16 protein-coding genes are annotated in these 17,230 nt (G+C 47.2%); 15 read left to right on the top strand and 1 reads right to left on the bottom strand.

Annotated features, from left to right (window positions below; translation table 11 throughout):
* Window positions 1-213: 213 nt before the first annotated feature.
* A complete protein-coding gene (locus C805_RS19975) occupies window positions 214-1,281 on the bottom strand; it encodes a DUF6709 family protein (RefSeq protein WP_016215804.1) in 1,068 nt (355 codons plus the stop codon).
* A 146-nt stretch (window positions 1,282-1,427) separates the two neighbouring features.
* On the opposite strand from C805_RS19975, the gene C805_RS19970 reads away from it, so the two are divergent.
* The 15 genes from C805_RS19970 to C805_RS19905 all read left to right on the top strand — a co-directional run bounded on the left by C805_RS19970 (window position 1,428) and on the right by C805_RS19905 (window position 17,187).
* Window positions 1,428-2,201 (top strand): class I SAM-dependent DNA methyltransferase, encoded by a 774-nt coding sequence (locus C805_RS19970; protein ID WP_016215803.1) that lies wholly within the window; start codon window positions 1,428-1,430, stop codon window positions 2,199-2,201.
* A gap of 74 nt (window positions 2,202-2,275) precedes the next feature.
* The gene (gene hslO / locus C805_RS19965; protein ID WP_016215802.1) at window positions 2,276-3,166 is read left to right on the top strand and encodes an Hsp33 family molecular chaperone HslO; all 891 of its coding nucleotides are present in this window, start codon (window positions 2,276-2,278) and stop codon (window positions 3,164-3,166) included.
* On the top strand, window positions 3,163-5,091 hold the full coding sequence (locus C805_RS19960; protein WP_016215801.1) for an NAD(+) synthase: 1,929 nt from the start codon (window positions 3,163-3,165) through the stop codon (window positions 5,089-5,091). The genes hslO and C805_RS19960 overlap by 4 nt, the downstream gene beginning before the upstream one ends.
* A gap of 139 nt (window positions 5,092-5,230) precedes the next feature.
* Window positions 5,231-6,070 carry a DUF5685 family protein gene (locus C805_RS19955; RefSeq protein WP_016215800.1) on the top strand — a complete coding sequence of 280 codons (840 nt, stop codon included), beginning with the start codon at window positions 5,231-5,233 and terminating at the stop codon, window positions 6,068-6,070.
* Complete coding sequence (locus C805_RS19950) at window positions 6,063-6,779, top strand: J domain-containing protein (protein WP_016215799.1); 717 nt, start codon at window positions 6,063-6,065, stop codon at window positions 6,777-6,779. Before C805_RS19955 ends, C805_RS19950 begins: the two co-directional genes overlap by 8 nt.
* A 14-nt stretch (window positions 6,780-6,793) precedes the next feature.
* Window positions 6,794-7,303, top strand: coding sequence for a flavodoxin family protein BilS (gene bilS / locus C805_RS19945; RefSeq protein WP_016215798.1), 510 nt, complete (start codon window positions 6,794-6,796; stop codon window positions 7,301-7,303).
* Window positions 7,304-7,446: 143 nt separating this feature from the next.
* Complete coding sequence (gene dcm, locus C805_RS19940; RefSeq protein WP_016215797.1) at window positions 7,447-8,610, top strand: DNA (cytosine-5-)-methyltransferase; 1,164 nt, start codon at window positions 7,447-7,449, stop codon at window positions 8,608-8,610.
* Window positions 8,600-9,049, top strand: coding sequence for a very short patch repair endonuclease (locus C805_RS19935; protein WP_016215796.1), 450 nt, complete (start codon window positions 8,600-8,602; stop codon window positions 9,047-9,049). Before dcm ends, C805_RS19935 begins: the two co-directional genes overlap by 11 nt.
* Window positions 9,050-9,362: 313 nt before the next feature.
* On the top strand, window positions 9,363-11,756 hold the full coding sequence (locus tag C805_RS19930) for an ABC transporter permease (RefSeq protein ID WP_016215795.1): 2,394 nt from the start codon (window positions 9,363-9,365) through the stop codon (window positions 11,754-11,756).
* A 16-nt stretch (window positions 11,757-11,772) separates the two neighbouring features.
* Complete coding sequence (locus C805_RS19925) at window positions 11,773-12,534, top strand: ABC transporter ATP-binding protein (protein ID WP_016215794.1); 762 nt, start codon at window positions 11,773-11,775, stop codon at window positions 12,532-12,534.
* A 74-nt stretch (window positions 12,535-12,608) separates the two neighbouring features.
* Window positions 12,609-13,271 carry a response regulator transcription factor gene (locus C805_RS19920; RefSeq protein ID WP_016215793.1) on the top strand — a complete coding sequence of 221 codons (663 nt, stop codon included), beginning with the start codon at window positions 12,609-12,611 and terminating at the stop codon, window positions 13,269-13,271.
* An 11-nt stretch (window positions 13,272-13,282) separates the two neighbouring features.
* Window positions 13,283-14,581, top strand: a complete 1,299-nt coding sequence (locus C805_RS0106225; protein ID WP_016215792.1) for a sensor histidine kinase — start codon at window positions 13,283-13,285, stop codon at window positions 14,579-14,581.
* Window positions 14,582-15,122: 541 nt separating this feature from the next.
* Window positions 15,123-15,446, top strand: coding sequence for a PadR family transcriptional regulator (locus tag C805_RS19915; RefSeq protein ID WP_016215791.1), 324 nt, complete (start codon window positions 15,123-15,125; stop codon window positions 15,444-15,446).
* Window positions 15,443-16,225 (top strand): DUF1700 domain-containing protein, encoded by a 783-nt coding sequence (locus C805_RS19910; RefSeq protein ID WP_016215790.1) that lies wholly within the window; start codon window positions 15,443-15,445, stop codon window positions 16,223-16,225. Before C805_RS19915 ends, C805_RS19910 begins: the two co-directional genes overlap by 4 nt.
* Window positions 16,222-17,187, top strand: a complete 966-nt coding sequence (locus C805_RS19905) for a DUF4097 family beta strand repeat-containing protein (protein ID WP_016215789.1) — start codon at window positions 16,222-16,224, stop codon at window positions 17,185-17,187. The genes C805_RS19910 and C805_RS19905 overlap by 4 nt, the downstream gene beginning before the upstream one ends.
* The last annotated feature ends 43 nt before the right edge of the window (window positions 17,188-17,230 follow it).

The raw sequence follows: 17,230 nt of genomic DNA, 5'->3' as shown, positions 1-17,230 counted from the left end.
AAATATTGCTTCGCAATTGTGCTAAAACGCGATACGTTCAGCATACTGCGTATGCTCTGACGCACCGCAAATGGCGCAGCAAAGTGTCCAGGCCCCTCATGAGTGAGGGGTTAGGGGAGCTGAAGTGGGCCTGCTCACTTTGTTCCACGAAAATGCCTGCTTTTGCCGGAACTGTACCGGTGAAAGCAGGCATTTTCTGCTGAGGGTGAAAGATCAGGAACCTTCCGGCTTGTGAGGTTTCGATTTTTTTATTTTTTCCACAAAGGCAAAAAACTTTTCCAATTGGGGAGGATAGGGGCTGGTTCCGTGGGCTCTGACACGGTTTTCCTCACTGAATCCCACCAGAATATCGTGATTTGCTTCCGCCAGATAATCCATAATACCGTCAATGTCAGATTTCATATTTTTGGGACACTGGAAATACAGGTGTTTTCTGGCGGTGACATGCAGCGTATAGGAAATGCTGAAATGGTACCACAGAATTTTATGGAGGGTGGAATGCTTGTAAATCCATACCATTTCCTGAATGGGTATGATGGCGGCGCCGTAATTGGCCAGCACAATAAAATAATGTTCCGTAATAAACATGTCTTCCGTGGCAAGCTGGGGCAGTGTGGCAAGCTCTGTTTCTGCCTGGGCAAGGAGTTCTTTTGGTCTGCCGAACCGTCCAAGCTGTCTGCAGACAGGGGAGAAAACCGGAAACCGGATATAGAGGAGGTCCAGAAGAATCCGAAGGAGTGCATAAATTCCTGTGGAAAAACAGATCAGTATAAGAACCGCGCTTGAAAAAAGCTGAAAGGCAGGCTCGCTGATAAAACAGGGATTTACTTTTTCGCTGATTCCCTTTTCGGTCCAGTTCAGGTCTCTGGCCAGATGTTCCAGCAGAGTGCGGAAAGGGGGAGTTCCCTCCAGTACCCTGCCCCGGATATGAACAGACTCGATAAAGGGAAGGCCTTCCTCGCAGGTGGAGGGAGACAGAAGAACCACCGTGCACTGGTCGTTTCTCATGCAGTAATAATAGTAGCCGCAGGTGCGGCCAAAAGAGCTGCCGGTATATCCGGTAAAATAAAGGTCCGTCAGCGTGGTCTCCACATAAGAGGAACGCTGATTTTTATATGTACTTAAATCGTCCGAAGCGGTCAGTGTCCGCGGGAACAGAATATCATATATGGGAAAGGCCAGCCACAGGATGACCAGGAGAATCAGATAGAGAACCGGAGAAACCAGACGCCTGGCGTATACGCGGCGGATGTGTCCGGAGATGTAATTATTTTCAGTCATAAAGGCTCCTTGCAAAACGTGATTGTTTTTACTATAATAAAAACAGTATACATTTTCTGAAATAAATAATCAAGAAAAAGCATTGTGAAACATGGAAATGAATTTTTGAACTATTGATTTCTGTGGGTACCGGACGGGAGGCTGGAATGGAAGCATATACAGGATTTGCCCAGGTATACGATTTGTTTATGGATGACGTGCCTTATGAGGCATGGAGCAGGTATCTGACAGGTCTGCTGCAGGAGTACGGAGTGGAGGAAGGCCTTGTGCTGGAGCTGGGCTGCGGCACCGGAACCATGACCAGGCTGCTGGCTGCGGCAGGTTATGATATGATTGGGGTGGACTGTTCAGAGGAAATGCTGCAGATTGCAAAAGAGGCTGCAGAAACCGGGGAGGGAACAGGAAAACAGAAGGATATCCTGTATCTTTTGCAGGATATGCGGGAATTTGAGCTGTACGGCACTGTGAAAGCGGTGGTAAGCGTCTGTGATTCCCTGAATTATATTCTGGAAGAAGAGGGACTTCTTCAGGTGTTTCGGCTGGTCAATAATTATCTGGACCCAGGAGGGATTTTTATATTTGATTTGAATACCCTTTATAAATACCGGGAATTATTAGGAGAAACCACAATATGCGAAAACCGGGAAGAGGGGAGCTTTATCTGGGAAAATTTTTTTGATGAGGAGACCGGGCTGAACCAGTATGACATGACATTTTTTATCCGGGAAGAGGACATGCGTTACCGAAAATATGAGGAAACCCATGTACAGAGGGGCTATGAGCCGGGGCGGATAAAGGAATTGCTGGAGCAGGCCGGTATGGAGTTTGTGGCGATGTTTGACGCATTTACCAGGGAACCGGCAGGGGAAACAGGCGAACGGATTTATGTGATTGCAGGAGAAAAAGGGAAACCGAGATGAGCAGATTTGTGTGACTGCAGATGAAACAGAGAAACAGAAGCCAGCAGATTTGTGTGATGCAAGGGAGAATAAAAATGAAAGATTACATGGTGAGAGCAACAGCAGCAGACAATCAGATACGGGCATTTGCCATAACTTCCAGAGAACTGGTGGAACAGGCCAGGGCTTATCACAATACAAGCCCTGTGATTACTGCCGCACTGGGAAGGCTTCTGACGGGAGGAGTCATGATGGGAGCCATGATGAAGGGAGAGCAGGATTTGCTGACCCTGCAGATAAAATGCGGCGGTGCGGCAAAAGGCATGACTGTCACAGCAGACAGCCAGGGCCATGTGAAAGGCTGTCCCCAGGTGCCGGATGTGATACTTCCGCCCAATGAGAAAGGAAAGCTGGATGTGGGAGGAGCTCTGGGACCTGGAATTTTGAGTGTGATAAAAGATATGGGCCTGAAAGAACCTTATGTGGGCCAGGTGGCCCTGCAGACCTCGGAAATTGCAGAGGATCTGACATACTATTTTGCCACTTCCGAGCAGGTGCCCTCTGCGGTGGGCCTTGGCATACTGATGAATAAGGACAATACGGTCCGGCAGGCAGGCGGATTTATCATTCAGCTTATGCCTTTTACCGATGAGGAGACAGTTGCCGCACTGGAAAAAAAGGTGGCGGAGGTTACGTCTGTTACGGATATGCTGGAGCAGGGGGCAACGCCCGAAACGCTGTTAGAGCAGGTACTGGGAGAATTCGGTCTGGAAATTACGGAGACCATGCCGGTTGTATATCACTGTGACTGTTCCAGAGAACGGGTGACAAAAGCCCTGATCAGTATCGGTGTGCAGGATATCCGGGAAATGATAGAGGAGGGCGAGCCCATTGAGGTGAACTGCCAGTTCTGTGACAGACATTATGTTTTCACCCCGGAGGATTTAAGAGGATTGCTGGAACATTCAGAAAGGAGCAGCCAGTGAAAGACGGATTTATTAAAGTGGCGGCGGTAACCCCCAAAATCAGGGTGGCGGACCCCGTTTATAACAGGCAGGCCATAATTGAAAAAATAGACGAAGCGGAACAGCAGAGAGCTGCAGTAGTGGTCTTTCCGGAGCTCTGCATTACCGGATATACCTGTGGAGATTTATTTCTGATGGAGCCGCTGTTAGAGCAGGCAGAGCAGGTACTTCTGGACATTGCGGCAGAAACCAACGGGAAGAATATGCTGATCTTTGTGGGACTTCCCTTTGCATGGAAGGGCAGGCTCTATAACGTGGCGGCAGCTCTGGGAAATGGAACGGTACTGGGGCTGGTGCCGAAAACCTGTATTCCCAGTTACAATGAATTTTATGAGGGACGCTATTTTACGCCGGGGATGGAGCAGGCGGAAGTAGTGGTTCTGGGAAGAGAATGGAAAATTCCCATGGGAAGCCATCTCCTGTTTTGCGCTGACAGCATTCCGGAATTAAAAATCGGCGTGGAAATCTGTGAGGATTTGTGGACTCCTGCCCCGCCCAGTATTTCCCATGGACTGGCAGGGGCAAATCTGATGGTAAATCTCTCTGCCAGCGATGAGATTACCGGGAAGGACCGTTACCGGAAAAACCTGGTGGAAGGGCAGTCCGCAAGGCTTATCTGCGGTTATGTCTATGCCAGTGCCGGAGAGGGAGAATCCACCCAGGACCTGGTATATTCCGGCCATAATATGATTGCGGAAAACGGAATAATGCTGGCGGAGGCAGAACGTTTTGCCAACCAGTCGGTGTATGGGGAAATTGACATTCAGAGGTTAGACGGACAGCGGCGCAAAATGTCTACTTTTACAGGAAAGGCAGAAGATTATCTGGAGATTCCCTTCCATCTGAAAAAAGAGAGAACAGAGCTTACCCGGTTTGTGGATCCGGATCCCTTTGTGCCGGGAAAACCAGAGGAGCGCTGGAAACGGTGCGAGGAAATCCTGATGATTCAGTCTGTGGGCCTGAAAAAAAGGCTGGAGCATACGGGCTGCTGCCACGGAGTAATTGGCATTTCCGGCGGGCTGGATTCCACACTGGCCCTGCTGGTTACTGTCAGAGCCTTTGATTTGCTGGGACTGGACCGGAAGGGGATTCATGCAGTTACCATGCCGGGGTTCGGAACTACCGACAGAACTTATGACAATGCGGTGAATTTAATCAGATGTCTGGGCACTGATTTTCGGGAAGTGGACATCAGAGAGGCCGTTCGGGTGCATTTTAAAGATATTTCCCATGAGGAAACAAATCATGACGTAACTTACGAAAACGGACAGGCCAGGGAGCGGACTCAGATTTTGATGGATATTGCCAACAAAGAGAACGGCATGGTGATTGGTACCGGGGACATGTCGGAACTGGCCCTTGGCTGGGCAACATATAACGGTGATCACATGTCCATGTATGGGGTAAATGCTTCTGTTCCCAAAACGCTGGTGCGCCATCTGGTGCGGTATTATGCAAAGACCTGCAAGGACAGTACCCTGGAACAGATCCTTCTGGATGTGCTGGATACCCCTGTGAGCCCGGAACTGCTTCCTCCAAAAGACGGGCAGATTTCTCAGAAAACCGAGGACATTGTGGGGCCCTATGAACTTCACGATTTCTTTTTATATTATATGCTCCGCTGCGGGTTCGGGCCGGGAAAAATCTTTCGTCTGGCCGTATATGCCTTTGAAAACAGATATGGGGAAGATGTGATTTTAAAATGGCTGAAGGTTTTTGTCAGAAGATTTTTTTCCCAGCAGTTTAAGCGTTCCTGTCTGCCGGACGGGCCGAAGGTGGGAACAGTGGCTGTTTCTCCCCGAGGAGATCTGCGGATGCCCAGCGACGCCAGCAGCGCGCTCTGGCTGGCGGAAATCGAAAAACTGGAGTCGGGACAGTGTTTATAAATTTTTTATAGAATCTTTCTGTTTTATTAATTGCAATTGCCGGCGGAAGGTTTAGAATATATTCCATAACAGTTCAGCCACAGCCTGTTTTAGCGTGAATCACCCCTGCAATTATGCTGAATCTTACGGAAAGGATATTATGTTTGGATATATTATTGTAAACAAACCGGAGATGAAATTTAAAGACTTTGATTTGTATCAGTCCTATTACTGCGGACTGTGCAGGACTTTAAAGGAGCAGTCCGGCAGACGGGGACAGCTTACTTTAAGCTATGATATGACATTTCTGGTGCTGCTGCTTACCAGTCTGTATGAGCCGAAGACACAGGTAAGCTGCAGGAAATGCGCGGTTCATCCCCTGGAAAAACATCCCGCCAGGGTGAATCAGTTTACCGGATACGGAGCGGACATGAATCTGTTGCTGACGTATTATAAATGTCTGGACGACTGGGAAGATGAACGCAGGGTGACCAGGAAGGTGATGGCTTCTTCTCTGAAAAAGAAGTGCAGGAAGATTGCGGAAAATTATCCTGAGAAAGCGTCTCTTTTCCGGGACTGCCTGGAACAGCTTCGCAGGTGTGAGAAGAAAAACAGCAGGAACCTGGATGAAGTATCAGGGCATTTTGGCCGGATGATGGGAGAGATATTTGCCTGGCGTAAGGATGAGTGGGAAGGGGACCTGCGGCGGATGGGCTTTTTCCTTGGCAAATTTATTTACCTGATGGATGCCTATGAGGATGTGGAGAAAGACAGAAAGACCGGAAATTACAATCTGTTTTTGCAGGAATCTGAGACAGAAGAATTTGAACGGAAGACAGAAGCTGTTCTGAGTATGATGATGGCAGAATGCTCCATGGCATTTGAACGTCTTCCCATTGTAGAGAATACGGAGATTTTGAGAAATATTTTATATTCCGGCGTCTGGTGCCGGTACGAATATGTGAAGAAGAGCAGGGAGAGGAAGGTAACAGATGTATGATCCATATGCGGTACTTGGGCTGAAACGGGATGCCACCGATGAAGAAATTAAAAAGGCATACCGTTCCCTGAGCAGGAAATATCATCCCGATGCCAATATCAACAATCCCAACAAGGAACAGGCAGAAGAAAAGTTTAAAGAGATACAGCAGGCATATCAGCAGATTATTCAGGAAAAGGAACGTGGAACCGCAGGCGGCTACAGCCAGGGAAGTTCCGGGGATCAGGGAAGTTACTGGGATTTTGGAGATTTTTTCGGTGGGTTCGGCGGCTTCGGCGGTTTTGGCAGTTCTCAGAGCCAGAGCAGAACCGCAGGCGGAGATGAGGAGAGCACCTATCAGCAGGCGGCCTCCAACTATATCCGCAGCGGCCATTACAGGGAAGCGCTGAATGTGCTGAACAGCATGAAGGACAGAAACGCCCGCTGGTATTACCTCAGCGCCATTGCCAATTCCGGTACGGGAAATAATGTGGCTGCTCTGGAGGCAGCACAGCGTGCCGCAGCCATGGAGCCTGGAAATCAGGAATACCGGCAGCTGTATGCACAGCTTCAGAATGGAGGAAGCTGGTATTATGACAGACGCCAGAGTTACGGAAATCCCATTGTGGGCAGTGGAGATTTCTGTATGAAACTCTGTCTGGCAAATCTGGCATGTAATTTCTGCTGCGGCGGCGGAGGTCTTTGCTGCGGCGGAGTACCCTGGTGTTAAGGAGGGGGAAGGACATGGATTATATGGTGGTTTATTCCAGTAAGACCGGCAATACGAAAAAAATAGCCACGGAAATTTTCAGTGCACTTCCGGGGATGTCCAAAGACATGCAGAGTATGGAAGAATACAGAGGAAAGGATGCGGAGATATTTTTTATCGGATTCTGGGTGAACCGGGGAACCTGTGATATCTCCGTGATTGATATGCTGTCTGAGCTTCACGGGAAGAAAGTGGCGCTGTTCGGCACCTGCGGTATGGGCAGGGAGGCAGCCTATTTCAGGTCCATAGAGCAGAAAGTAAACGTATGGATTCCCGACGACTGTGAATATCTTGGAACCTTTCTCTGCCAGGGGAAAATGCCCATGCAGGTGCGGGAAAATTATGAGATTCCCATGGAGGATCCGGAGCGGGAACTCTGGAGAAAGAAAATGCTTCGGAATTTTGATGAAGGCCTGTTTCATCCCAATGAAGAAGATTTAAGACAGGCCAGGATGTTTGTGGAGCAGGTACTGAAAAAATGTTGAGAAGTCCTGCTGCTCTGGAACAGGCAGCAGCTGGAAAATGGGAAAGCAGGAGAAAATATGTTCGATTCTCTTGCTTTTTTCTTTTTGTAGTTGTATAATATGGGAAAAATCAGGGATAAAAATATTCCCGGAAAGAGGACTCCATGAAACAGGTTCATTTGAGAATGGAAGATGAATTATATCATGAACTGATGGACTGCTCTGATATGGCGGGACAGACATTGCAGGACTGTGTAAGAGAAGCGGTCATTTATTATATCAGTGCCAGAAAGAAAAATAAGAAAACAAAACAGGAAGGGCAGTTTACCTTTATTGATTTGTTTGCAGGGATTGGCGGGATGCGGATCGGGTTTGAACGGGCAGGGGGACAATGCGTATATTCCAGTGAATGGAACAAATACAGCCAGCAGACGTATTTTGCAAATTTTGGAGAACAGCCGGAGGGAGATATTACTCAGGTGGCTGCCTCTGATATTCCGGAACATGATATACTTGTGGCAGGGTTTCCCTGTCAGCCTTTTTCCATTGCCGGAGTGTCCAAAAAGAACAGTCTGGGGAGGGCTACGGGATTTGAAGACAAAACACAGGGTACATTGTTTTTCGATGTATGCAGAATTTTGAAAAAAAAGCGTCCGAAGGCATTTTTGCTGGAAAATGTAAAGAATCTCTGCAGCCATGACAAAGGACGTACTTTTCAGGTAATCAGGGAATCTCTGAATGAACTGGATTATGAAGTATTTTATGAGGTTCTGGACGGACAGAATTATGTGCCTCAGCACAGAGAGAGAATTTTGCTGGTGGGATTTGACCGGAGAAGATATGGGAAAGACATTGTATTTGAATTTAAACTGACGCCCAAAACTCCCAGGCCTGTAATGAAAGACATTCTGGACCGGGATGTGGACGGGAAATATACCCTTTCAGATAAGCTCTGGCTGTATCTTCAGAATTATGCGGCAAAACATAAGGCGGCGGGGAACGGGTTCGGGTATGGAATCGCTGCTCCTGATGGAATATCCAGGACCATCAGTGCAAGATATTATAAAGACGGTTCGGAAATTCTGATTGCCCAGGAAGGGAAGAATCCCAGAAGGCTGACGCCAAGAGAATGTGCAAGGCTGCAGGGATTTCCGGACACTTTTAAAATTCCGGTATCAGATACCCAGGCTTATAAACAGTTTGGAAATTCTGTGGTGGTGCCTTTGATCGAGAATGTGGCGGAACTGATGGTGGAGAAAATAAAGGATTATCATAAACCTTTTGCGGAATATGTAAAAGAACGGGAGGAAATGCAGAATGGATATTAAAAGTCCGGAAGAACGAAGTAAAAATATGTCTGCAATCCGTTCCAGGGATACAAAACCGGAAGTATATTTCAGAAAGCTGCTGTTTGCACAGGGATACCGCTATAGCCTGAATGCGAAGACAGTGCCGGGACATCCGGATATTTATCTGAAAAAGTATAATACGGCAATTTTTGTTCATGGCTGTTTCTGGCATCGCCATCCGGGATGCAAATACACCTATATGCCCAAATCCAGAGTGGAATTCTGGCAGAAAAAATTCGATACAAATCAGAAAAGGGATTGCGTGGTTCAGGAGGAACTGAAGGAGCGGGAGATAAAATGTCTTGTGGTGTGGGAATGCTCCATTAAGAAAATGAAAAGAGAAAAGGAGACCTGTGACCGACTGCTGGCCTATGTTGAGAAGTTTTTGGAATCAGACGAAATGTGCGGAGAAATATAGAATAGATCAGGAAGGCAGGTACACGGGCCTTCCGGTTCAGAAATTCAGTAAAAGAGAGCGGTGGCAGATTCCGCTCTCTTTTTTCTCTTATAGGAAATTCCGTTGGATTTCCTATAAGAGAAAACAATTATCGCACTGCGGCGGAAAAGAAATATGCCGCTAAAGCGACCCGCCGCAGGCGGAAAATCCTGCAAAGCAGGATTCTTTGTTCTCTTACAGGAAAGACCCTGTCCGCTTTGTTCCGGACCATTTAAGGATTTATTAATATTTCCTGTTTTACAATATGGGCAGAAAGACAGGAAAGGAGCAGCATATGAATTTCAGAATATTAAGAAAAGATTTAAAACGCAAGAAATCCATCAACCTGATTTTGCTGGTGTTCATTTTCTTATCTGCCATGTTTATTGCGGGCAGCCTGAATAATTTTACCGTAATTATGAACGGGGTGGAACACTTTATGGAACAGTCGGAAATAGGGGATTTTCTGATTGTGACCATGGGAGGCAGTCCGGGGGAGCTGTCAGAGAACGACAGAACCATTGAGCAGTTTCTGGAAAACCAGGAGCAGGTGAAGAACTTTACCATTGATGATAACCTGTTTCTCTCAGAAAGCCAGTTAAAGGGGAAAAACGGTAAAAAAATTACCCTGAGCAGTCCCGTTATGTTAAATCACTCTGAAATCAGCCAGCAGAAATTTTTTGACAGAGAAAACCGGGAAATTACCCGGATGGAGGAGGGGACCATTTACCTGGGACAGAGAATGGCAGCGGAGAATAAGCTGAAAAACGGAGACATGGTGACGGTCAGCTCTGACAACGGTTTTGAGAAAGAATTTCAGGTAGCCGGGGTACTGAAAGACGCATTCATGGGCTCTGAAATGATGGGAATGGAGCGGTGTATCATAAGCAGAGGGGATTTCCAGGAACTGCTCGAAGAGAGCGGGCTTCCTTATGGCAGGCTGTATTCTTTAAACTGTAAGGATATCGGAGCCTTTCAGGAAGAATATAACAGATGTGAATTCTATGAGATGTTTGGAGCAGACCGGGAACTGGTGGAAACCACCTATGTAATGGAACTGGTGATAGCGGCAGTAATCTTGCTGGTCAGCTTCTGCCTGATTGCCATTTCCGTAATCATGCTGCGATTTACCATTGTATTTACTGTAAACGAAGATTATAAAGAAATCGGTATTATGAAAGCCATTGGAATTCGGGATGTTTCCATCCGAAGGCTGTATATGGCGAAATATTTTGTACTGGCAGCGGCAGGCGCCCTGTGCGGATTCGCAGCCAGTATTCCCTTCAGCCAGCTGCTGCTGCAGCAGGTAACGGACAAAATTGTGATAGAAGAAGGAGGCAGCAGCATTCTGTTTCAGTTTCTGATCAGCGTCCTGATTGTGGCAGTGGTTGTGCTGTGCGGCTATCGCAGTACAGGGAAAATCAGAAAATTCAGTCCCATGGACGCTATCCGCAGTGGGAATAACGGAGAACGATTTAAGAAAAAGGGCATGTTTCGGCTGAAGAAATCCCATGTAAAAGTCACTACTTTTCTGGCCTGCAATGATGTTTTAAGTGAAATGAGAAAATACATGGTGCTTTTTCTGACCAGTATGATTGGCGTCTGGCTGGTGGTTATGCCCGTGAACACCATCAATACGCTGAATTCCGATGGCATTGCCGCCTGGTTTGCACTTTCAGAGTGTGATTTTTATCTGGTGAATGAGGAAAAAGCGGCGGAACTGCTGCAGGAAGGGAAGAAAGAATCCTGGTACAGATATCTGGAAGAGGTGGAAGAAAGACTGGAAAAAGACGGAATTCCGGTAAAAAAATCCTGTACGGAAGTTTATTTTGATATGCGGATTCGAAAAGGAGAACGGTCTTACAAATCCTTTGCCATTCAGGGGCTTGGCACTTCCACAGACCAGTATTTCTACGATGAAGGGGAGCCGCCTCTGTATGAAAATGAAGTGGCCATTACCCACAGGATCTCAGAAGCAATCGGAGCCGGACTGGGGGATACTGTGTGTATTACCAACGGAAATCAGGAAAAATCTTATATAGTTACAGCTCTTTATCAGTCTATGAACAATATGGGAGAGGGAATTCGGTTTACAGAAGCGGCCAAACTGGATTACTCAGAAGCCATGGGAGGATTCGGTGCTCAGATTGTTCTGGAAAAGGAACCGGAGGAAGAAGAGCTTGCCGAAGTGACAGAACGGGCGGAAAAATTATTTCCGGAAGCAAAGGTTAAAACCCCAAAGGAATTCATCAACAGTATGATTGGGGATATTGCGGGAAAAATCGGCCCCCTGAAAATTATGGTTTTGACGGTGGTACTGGCAATCAATATCCTTGTGGCAGTGCTGATGCAGAAGATGTTCCTGATTCGGGAACGGGGCGAAATCGGTATGCTGAAGGCCATTGGATTTTCCAGCAGTTCCCTGACTGGATGGCAGACCAGGCGTATTATGCTGGTATTGTTTTCCGGGATTGTGGTGGGTACGCTGAGCGGAACGCCTTTTTCCGAAATTACTTCCGGCAGGGTGTTTCAGATGATGGGGGCGGAAAAAATTGAATTTGTGATAAATCCGCTGGAAATCTATGTACTGTATCCAATGGTATTATTTGTGGTTACCGTACTGGCATGTATGGCTGCCATGGGACAGATCAGAAGAGTATCGGTACAGGAAATGAATAATATTGAGTAGAACAGGAGAAATAAGAATGAAAGAAGCGTTGTGTGTAAAAGATTTGTGTAAGACTTTTATAACAAATAAAAGACAGAACAATGTACTGAAAAATGTGAACTTTACCATTGCAGAAGGAGAGATGGTAGCAGTTATGGGCCCCTCCGGTTCCGGCAAATCCACCCTTTTGTACAGTGTGTCCGGCATGGACCGGCCCACTGCCGGAAAAGTGCTGCTGGGCGGAAAACAGATCACAGATTTAAGTGAAAAAGAGCTGGCGCAGGTACGTCTTACCAGCATGGGATTTATTTTCCAGCAGATGTATATGCTGAAAAATCTTTCTGTTATGGACAACATTCTGCTTCCCGCTTATCAGGCGGGGGATAAAAGCCGCACCCGGCAGGAAATTAACGAATACTGCCTGGGACTTATGCGGAAACTGGGAATCAGCGATATTGCACAGCATGATATCACCGAGGTGTCCGGCGGGCAGCTGCAGCGGGCGTGTATCTGCCGAAGCCTGATTAACCAGCCTCAGATTCTGTTTGCAGATGAGCCCACAGGAGCTCTGAACCGCAGCACATCAGAGGATGTGATGAAGGAGCTGAATAAGCTGAATCAGGAGGGAACCACCATTATGCTGGTAACCCATGATATGAAAGTAGCTGCAAAATGCAGCAGAGTGTTGTATATTGTAGATGGGAACATCAAAGGGGAACTTGATCTTGGGGACCGTGACAGTCAGGAAAAATTCCGGGAGCGGAAGTTGAACAACTGGCTGACAGAAATGGGCTGGTAGAGGCTTCCGGCGAGAAAAGAGGCAGAACAGAAGCAGTTCTGGAGATAACAGAGACGAAACAGGCAGGTGGTAAAATGGCAGATATTATAGTGGTGGAAGACAATGAGGAACTGGGCACGCTGCTGTCAGATTTTCTGAGGGCAGAGGGATATGACGTTTATCTGGCGGAATCCGGGGAGGAGAGCCTGGAAATTTATGAATCGGAAGGGGCGAAGCTGGTGATACTGGATCTTATGCTGCCGGGCATGGACGGATTTGGCGTGTGCAGCAGAATCCGCCGGAAAGCCAACACGCCCATTATTATTGTAAGCGCCAGAGGAGGAAAAGAAGATAAACTGAACGGACTTCTGCAGGGAGCAGACGACTATATTGAGAAACCCTATGATATTGACATTCTGCTGGCAAAAGTAAACGGGATTTTTCAGAGAAGATATTCTTCCGATGAAATTGTGGACGGCAGCCTGCGGCTGGATAAGCGAGGAAGGCATATTTACCTTAAGAACCAGGAGATTCCCGTAACGGCCAGAGAATTTGACCTGTTGCTGTATCTTATGGAGAATAAAGGAAAAGCTGTCTCCAAAGAAGAGCTGTTCTGTAAAATATGGGGCTTTGACAGTGAAAGCGAGCCTCAGACCCTGACGGTACATATCCGCTGGCTGCGGGAGAAACTGGAAAAAAATCCGAAAAAGCCGGAGCGGATTCTGACAGTCTGGGGCGTGGGCTACCGATTTGAGTGAAGGAACAGAGTATGAGAAAGATGAATCAGTTGCTGCTGGCTGCTTTTTTGGGCAGCCTTGCAGTTTTCTTCCTGATTAACTGGGTACTTTTCCATTGGGAGTTTTCCGGAGACAGCAGAGAATACCGGATTTCTCTGAACAGAGTGGAACAGGCCCTGGGAGAATTTGAACGGGAAAAAGGACGGGCGCCGGACAGCCTGGAAGAGTTGAATGAGTTTGCAGCAGAAGAAACGTATCCTGCCATTATAAAACTGCAGGTTTTGGAACATGGCGTCAGTGCGGAGGATTTCCGGGGAAATGAGGATATTCCCTATACAGTGACTGTTACGGAGTATGCCTGCTATAAGATATACTATCTCTTTGGAAAATCTTCCAGAGGCCCGATTATTTTTCTGGTCAACGGGGCGGCAGGCTGTTTTTTCCTTCTGGCCTGGGCGGTCCTTTTCTATGTCAGGCAGAAAATACTGCTGCCCTTTTTTCAGCTTTCCCAGCTGCCCGGCGAGCTGTCCAAAGGAAATCTGACGATTCCGCTGAAAGAAAATAAAAACCGGTTTTTTGGAAAATTTATCTGGGGTCTGGATGTGCTGCGGGAAAATCTGGAGGAAAACAAAAGACGGGAGCTAAAGCTGCAGAAAGAGAAAAAACTTCTGCTTTTGTCTTTGTCTCATGACATTAAAACGCCGCTGAGCGCTATCCATCTGTACGCCCAGGCTTTATGCCGCAACCTGTATCAGGAAGAAAGTAAAAAGCAGGAGATTGCCGGAAATATCAGAGAAAAAGCAGAGGAAATCGAGTCTTATATCAGTGAGATTGTGAAAGCATCCAACGAGGATTTCCTGGAGTTTCAGGTAGAAAACAGTGAGTTTTATACAGGTGCTGCCCTGAAGCAGATTCGGGCTTATTATCAGGAAAAAATGGCTTTAAATCAGGTGGAATTTATCTGGGGTTCCTGCCCGGACTGTCTGGTCAGGGGTGATTTGGACCGTCTGGTGGAGGTGGTTCAGAATGTGGTGGAAAATGCCATAAAGTATGGGGACGGAAGGAAAATAGAGATTTCTTCCGGCAGGGAGGAAGAAGAATATGTGATCCTTATCCAAAATACCGGCTGCGGACTTTCCCGGAAGGATTTGCCCCATGTGTTTGACAGTTTTTTCCGGGGCAGCAATGTGGAAAAGAATCCCGGAAGCGGCCTTGGGCTGTATATCTGCCGCCAGCTTATGCATTTGATGGAAGGGGAAATTACTGCCGGAATCCGGGAAGTGGAAGGAGAAGTATGGATGGAAGTTTCTGTTGTGCTGCAGCTGGCATGACAGAGGCCATTCGGTACACAGTCAGGTTTTGGTGACGGGAAAATGCGGAATCAGCCCTTATGGGAAAATTAATCAGACAGGCCTGATGCTCTGTGCAGAGTGTCAGGCCTGTCTGTTCTTCTATAGGAAAGACCCTGTCACGCTAACGCGCGAAAGTGTCTTCCTATAGAAGAAAAATAATATGCGCGCTCGTGCGAATAGAAGATGTCGCCAAAGCGACCGCACTCGGCGCAGCAAACCGTCCAGGTCCCTCATGAGTGAGGGATTCAGGGAGCCCCTGCGGACCTGTCCGCTTTGTTCTTCTATAGGAAAGCTCTTATCGCACTGCAGCAGGAATGAAATTTTTGCAGAGCGATCCTGGACCGTATTTTTTTATAAATAATTGTTGACAAATAATATTATATGATATATAGTATTGAATATAAAATAGTAATGCGCAAGAAATAGTAATGTACTGTAAATAATATCCTATGAGACAGCCCGGTGGCTGCAAGGGGATATTTGGAGGGTGTAATATTGAAAAACAGTAAGGAGTGATGGCATGGTATTTAATACAGGTGCAGCCCTTCTGGATGCGATTGTTCTTGCAGTTGTATGCAAAGAAGAGGAAGGCACATATGGTTATAAGATCACCCAGGATGTACGACAGGCCATAGAAGTATCGGAGTCTACTCTGTATCCGGTGCTGCGGCGCCTGCAGAAAGATGACTGTCTGGAGGTCTATGACGTGGAATGCGGCGGCAGGAACCGCAGGTATTATAAAATTACAGACAGAGGAATGGCACAGTTGAACCTGTACCGGACAGAGTGGGTGAATTATTCTTCTAAAATTACAATGTTATTTTCGGGAGGAGAGTCGGCATGAGCAGAGATGAATTTATGAGGCAGCTGGAACAGCTGCTGGAAGATGTGGCAGAAGAAGAAAAAAAGGAAGCGTTATCTTTTTACAGAAGTTATTTTGAGGATGCAGGTGTGGAAAATGAAGAACGGATTCTGAAGGAACTGGAATCTCCGGAAAAGGTTGCCGCTACCATCCGGGCAGGCACCGGCATGGATGGAGCAGCCGGTACAGGCGAGTATACGGAGCGGGGATTTGAGGATCACAGGTTTGATAAAAAACAGCCAGTGGATATTCGGAAAAATACAAAGGAACAGCAGTCCGAAAATCAGTCTTTCCAGGATGATACCCGCACCGGAAACACCTGTGATTTTGGAGACAGCAAAAAATCAGGCTATGGAACCGGGTCTTCAGGCAGCGGTGACGGGCGTTCCACTTACGGGGGACGTTCCGTTACGGAGATTCTTCTGATTGTAGCGATTGCCATTGTGACCAGTCCCATATGGATTGGAATTTTAGGAGGGGCTGCCGGAACTGTTTTTGGTCTTGCTGTAGCCGTAGTATGTATCGCAGGCTCTTTTTACATTGCAGGCGGGGTACTGGTTGGTATTGGAATCGGCCAGATTATCACAGGCAGTATGGCAATTGGATTTGCAATGACGGGAACAGGATTATTGGTGCTGGCAGCGGCAATTCTGGCAACCATCTTATGTGTCTGGGTGTGCAGGAAAGTCATACCCTGGGTGTGCAGGCTGGTTGGAAACCTGTGGAACAGCATATTTTCCGGAAGGGAGAGAAGAGCATGAAGAATTTTACAAAGACAGCGTTGATTATTGTATTGGTTCTGGTGATACTGGGAAGTCTGCTGTGTGCGGTGGGACTGGGTATCGGTTTCCGTTTCTCAGAGTTCTGGGACCAGGTGGAGACAGGAGAGTTTTCCATAGGCCCCATCCATCATATCCCCTTTTTCAGTTATAATTACAGTGATTATGACTGGGCTGACCCAGGAGATGACTGGGATGCGGCAGATGAGGAGGTATCGTATTTTCCGTGGGAAGATATTAAGAAAATTAAACTGGATGTGGATTACAGCAGCGTGATAATTACAGAGGCGCCCTGGGAAGACAGGGAGGTCAGAATAACTGTTCAGTACCGCAGGGAAGACCACAGACATCGGGTTCAGTCCGGTATAAACAGCGGAAATACCCTGGAAATTGAAAATGAAGGCAGCGGACGTATACGGAACAGTGATTCCAGCCGGGTGACTCTGGAACTCCCCAGGAAACTTATGGAACAGGGGCAGCTTGAGGAAATTGATTTAAAACAGGGAAAAGGATGTATTTATTCGGAAATGCCATTGACAGCAGAGAAAATAAGTATTAGTGTAGGGGCAGGGCAGTGTGAAATAGAAGAAAAACTCACAGCGGAAAAAGAGCTGTCTGTGAGTGTGGATGCGGGAGAGATCATTCTGGCAGAACTGGAGGCAGAGAAACTGAATCTGAACGGAGGTGTGGGTACCCTCACTGCCGAACTCATCCAGGCGCAGGAAATTGAAATCGAAGGAGGCGTGGGCTCCATCGAAGTAGAAGCTGCCGGAAAAGAATCAGATTACAGTTACGATATCGAGTGCGGGGTAGGAAGACTGGAAATTGGAGAGAATGAATATAGCGGCCTTTCATCCAGCCGCAGCATTGAGAATCCTGGAGGCAGGAAAATGAAAATTGAATGCGGCGTGGGAGATGTGGAGGTTTCTTTCCAGGAACTGTAAAGGATTTCCGGAAGCTATAAGGAAACTGTTGTTTAAATGAAGA

This window comes from Eubacterium sp. 14-2, from assembly GCF_000403845.2.
GTDB lineage: Bacteria > Bacillota > Clostridia > Lachnospirales > Lachnospiraceae > Petralouisia.
Note: the sequence above shows the minus strand (reverse complement) of the source record. Positions and strands in the feature narration are given on the sequence as shown.

What these genes read in the sequence shown, in the direction of transcription:
- C805_RS19975 (WP_016215804.1), bottom strand. Translation starts at nt 1,281, where the DNA reads ATGACTGAAAATAATTACATCTCCGGACACATCCGCCGCGTATACGCC.
- C805_RS19970 (WP_016215803.1), top strand. Translation starts at nt 1,428, where the DNA reads ATGGAAGCATATACAGGATTTGCCCAGGTATACGATTTGTTTATGGAT.
- hslO (WP_016215802.1), top strand. Translation starts at nt 2,276, where the DNA reads ATGAAAGATTACATGGTGAGAGCAACAGCAGCAGACAATCAGATACGG.
- C805_RS19955 (WP_016215800.1), top strand. Translation starts at nt 5,231, where the DNA reads ATGTTTGGATATATTATTGTAAACAAACCGGAGATGAAATTTAAAGAC.
- C805_RS19950 (WP_016215799.1), top strand. Translation starts at nt 6,063, where the DNA reads ATGTATGATCCATATGCGGTACTTGGGCTGAAACGGGATGCCACCGAT.
- bilS (WP_016215798.1), top strand. Translation starts at nt 6,794, where the DNA reads ATGGATTATATGGTGGTTTATTCCAGTAAGACCGGCAATACGAAAAAA.
- dcm (WP_016215797.1), top strand. Translation starts at nt 7,447, where the DNA reads ATGAAACAGGTTCATTTGAGAATGGAAGATGAATTATATCATGAACTG.
- C805_RS19935 (WP_016215796.1), top strand. Translation starts at nt 8,600, where the DNA reads ATGGATATTAAAAGTCCGGAAGAACGAAGTAAAAATATGTCTGCAATC.
- C805_RS19930 (WP_016215795.1), top strand. Translation starts at nt 9,363, where the DNA reads ATGAATTTCAGAATATTAAGAAAAGATTTAAAACGCAAGAAATCCATC.
- C805_RS19925 (WP_016215794.1), top strand. Translation starts at nt 11,773, where the DNA reads ATGAAAGAAGCGTTGTGTGTAAAAGATTTGTGTAAGACTTTTATAACA.
- C805_RS19920 (WP_016215793.1), top strand. Translation starts at nt 12,609, where the DNA reads ATGGCAGATATTATAGTGGTGGAAGACAATGAGGAACTGGGCACGCTG.
- C805_RS0106225 (WP_016215792.1), top strand. Translation starts at nt 13,283, where the DNA reads ATGAGAAAGATGAATCAGTTGCTGCTGGCTGCTTTTTTGGGCAGCCTT.
- C805_RS19915 (WP_016215791.1), top strand. Translation starts at nt 15,123, where the DNA reads ATGGTATTTAATACAGGTGCAGCCCTTCTGGATGCGATTGTTCTTGCA.
- C805_RS19910 (WP_016215790.1), top strand. Translation starts at nt 15,443, where the DNA reads ATGAGCAGAGATGAATTTATGAGGCAGCTGGAACAGCTGCTGGAAGAT.
- C805_RS19905 (WP_016215789.1), top strand. Translation starts at nt 16,222, where the DNA reads ATGAAGAATTTTACAAAGACAGCGTTGATTATTGTATTGGTTCTGGTG.